Source organism: Nakamurella sp., assembly GCF_048594475.1.
Classification (GTDB): Bacteria; Actinomycetota; Actinomycetes; order Mycobacteriales; family Nakamurellaceae; genus Nakamurella.
On record NZ_JBMDXT010000511.1, the window covers coordinates 1 to 3,098 of the forward strand.

Below are 3,098 nucleotides of genomic sequence, written 5' to 3' on the forward strand. Positions count from 1 at the left end.
GTCGGCCGACGGGTCGGGGTCCGTCCAGCCGGTCTGCCGGTCGCCGAACTGCTGCACGGCGGGGGAGGACCCGGTCGCACCGGGCGGGGCCGTGATTCGGGCGGTCACGCGGACCGTCGCCCGCTGCCCGGTGGGCACCGCCGGTCCGGTGAACACCGCCGTCGCCGGGTCGACGGCGGCCGACCAGCCGGGCGGATCGCCGGCGCCGCCGGTGAACTCGACCCCGGTGCCGGCCGAGACGGTGATGCCGGTGGTGGCATCCTCCGGCGCGCAGCTGTGGTCCCAGACCAGGGTGACCGTCGTCGTGCCGTCGCCGTTGGGGGCGGCCGAGTCGACCGCGACGTGCGCCGCCGCCGCCGGCGCGAGCCCGATCAGCGCGGCGGCGGCGGCCGCGGCCACCACTGCGCCGCGGGAAAGCAGGCGTCTCACGGGATGTCCACCTCGATCCGGGCATTGGGCTGCTCGAACTCCGACGTGCGGACCGAGACCGTCACCACCCACCGGCCGGACAGCGGCAGGTCGAGCACGGCCTGGTAGGCCCCCGGTCCGGTGGCCGTCACCGGCCGGGTCAACGGACCCACCGCCGCGGCCGGCATGGTCACCGACACGGTCGGTTCCGAGACCGGCCGGAGCGGATCGCCGGTGGCGTCGGTGACGGTGAACTCCAGCGAGTTGACGCCCGCGGTGCCCGGGGTGAGCCGAGCGGTGAGCGTCCCGGCGCCCAGCGGGACGGTCCGCTCGACCGGAGCGGACGCCGCGCCGGTCCCGCCGGTCCCGGCGGTCCCGGCGGCACCGGCGGTGGGCGTCGCCGTCGGGCTGGCGTTGACCAGCACGCCGGTCACCGCCAGCACGGCGACCAGCAACCCGGCCTCGACGGTCACCGTGCGTCGCAGGCGCCGCCAGCCGGCGGGGCCGGTCGGGTCGGCGGCCACGGCCGGCCGGAGCACGAACCGGTTGTAGCCGGCCGCGGCCACGGCCGCCAGCACCACCGCCAGCTTGACCAGCAGGGCCAGCCCGTAACCCGTGCCGATCAGGGCCGACCAGGATCCGAGGATGCGCCAGGCCAGCAGCGCACCGGTCGCCGCAAGGACGGCGACCAGGCCGGCGGCCAGGGTGGAGAAGCGGGTGAGGGCCTCCGCGGTGTCGGCCACCCGGCTCCGGGGCAGGGTGAGCGTCGACGGGTCGGGGCGGTCTCCCGGCCCCCGGGCGACCCGACGGGGCGGCCGGCCGCGATCCTGGGCGGGCGCCCGCCGGCCGGACCGGGCGGTCGCCCGGATCAGCACGCTCAGCCCCACCAGCCCGCCGAGCCAGACGGCGGCGACGGTCAGGTGCAGCAGATCGGCGGTGAGCACGAGGGCGACCGGACCGTACCCGCGGGTGTGCCCGATCAGCGCGAAGGACCCGACGGCGAGCCCGCACCCGGCCAGGGCGGCCCCGGCACTCGCCGCGGTCCGGTCGGTCACCGCCCACGCGGCCTCCCAGGCCAGCAGCAGCCCGGCGCCGGCGATGACCAGGGCCAGCCCGGCGTCCCGCCCGAGCTGGGCCGTCCAGGTCGTGGGGTCGGCCAACGCGGCCAGCGACTCGAACCGCTGCCGCAGCTCGGTCAGCGGCAGCAGGACGGCGCCGGCCACCAGGCCGCCGCCGGCAGCCCAGGCCGACCAGCGGCGCAGGGTCGCGCGCCCGGCCGGGTCGCCGCGACCGCGCAGGACCAGCACGTCGAACGCGATCAGGCCGGCGGCGCCCAGCACGCCCAGGTAGGTCAACGCCTGCACGATCGCGGTGGCCCAGCCGACGGCGGGATCCGCGGCCGCGGTCGGCACGGCCACCGCGGTGGCGCTGCGCTCGCCGACGGCGAAGGTGAAGCCACCGGTGATCGGGTGGGAGTCGGCCGAGACGACCTGCCACGACACGATCACGGTGCCGGTGCCCAGGGCCGCGGCCGGCGTGGTGACGACCGTGTTGTCGACCGCGCGGGTGGTGCTCGGCAGCTCGGCGCCGGCGGCGTCGAGCAGGCGAACCCCGCCCTCGTCCACGCTCACCGGCTCGTTGAACGTCAGGGTGATCGTGGCCGGCGCGGCCGGCAGCACGACCCCGTCCGCCGGATCGGTGCCGATGAGGGCGGCGTGCGCCCAGGCCGGGGCGGACCCGGTGATCAGCAGACCCAGCGCGGCCGCGGCCACGAGGACGGCCCGGACGGACCATCCCCGCGACCGCGACCCGGTGCGTCGGGTCACGCGCGGCGCGACCGCGCCAGGGCGACCCCACCGACGGCGAGCCCCAGCACACCGGCCACCAGGCCGGCGATCGCCACCCAGCTCGGCGTGCTCGAGTCCGAGCTCGCCGCCGCCGTCGCCACCTCAGCGGTGCTGGTCGGCGCGGCCGTGGCACCACCGCCCGCGGCCGCCGCCGTGGTGGCCGACGTGGTGGTCGCGGCACCGTGGTCGTCGTCGGCGCCGGCCGCGGCGGCGGTCACCGCGAACGCCGGTGCCGGGTGGTCCGGCTCGTCCTGACCCTCGACCGTCGGCTCGATCCAGGCGGTCTCCCCCACCTCGCACGTCTGGATGGTCGGGAAGCTCAGCGTCTGGCCGGCGACGTCGGGGACCTTCAGGGACAGCACGAACGCGTCCCGGTACCCGTCGGGCAACGGCGTCCTGGCGGTGTACACGACCTGGTCGACCCGTTCGGTGATCTGGTTGCCGTGGCTGTCGGTGACGGCCGGGTCCAGCGGCACCATCACCTTCTGCACGTCCCAGTTCGGGTTGACGGTCGGGGTGACGGCGTTGACCTGGGTCGGGATCTTGATGGCGACCTTGGTGGTGGCCGAGCCGTCGCAGCCGTGCGGCACGCCGAAGGTCAGCAGGGCGTACGACCCGGCCGCGGTGGTGTCGGGAGTGACGCTCACGTGGGCGGCGGCGGCCAGGGCGCCGCCGCGCGTCAGGGCGCCGACGCCGGCGACCACGACGGTGGCCCGAGCGGCGGAGCGGAGAAGGGACGAACTCACAACAGGACTCCTGATCGGAAGAGAGGTGGACGGACACGCCCGCGCGGGACCGGGCGGGCGGCGGGGACGGCGGGCGCCGGGCCCGGCGGCCCGCGCC

The 3,098-nt window shown here is 77.3% G+C and carries 2 protein-coding genes and 1 pseudogene; all 3 read right to left on the reverse strand.

All coding sequences use genetic code 11. From position 1 onward, the window contains the following. Window positions 1-429 (reverse strand): annotated as a pseudogene (locus tag ACOJUF_RS23150) (hypothetical protein); the annotation flags it as partial. Next, window positions 426-2,234, reverse strand: a complete 1,809-nt coding sequence (locus ACOJUF_RS23155) for a FixH family protein (RefSeq protein ID WP_420124166.1) — start codon at window positions 2,232-2,234, stop codon at window positions 426-428. The pseudogene ACOJUF_RS23150 and the gene ACOJUF_RS23155, both read right to left, overlap by 4 nt. Then, window positions 2,231-3,001, reverse strand: coding sequence for a YcnI family protein (locus tag ACOJUF_RS23160; protein ID WP_420124167.1), 771 nt, complete (start codon window positions 2,999-3,001; stop codon window positions 2,231-2,233). The genes ACOJUF_RS23155 and ACOJUF_RS23160 overlap by 4 nt, the downstream gene beginning before the upstream one ends. Between the last annotated feature and the right edge of the window lie 97 nt (window positions 3,002-3,098).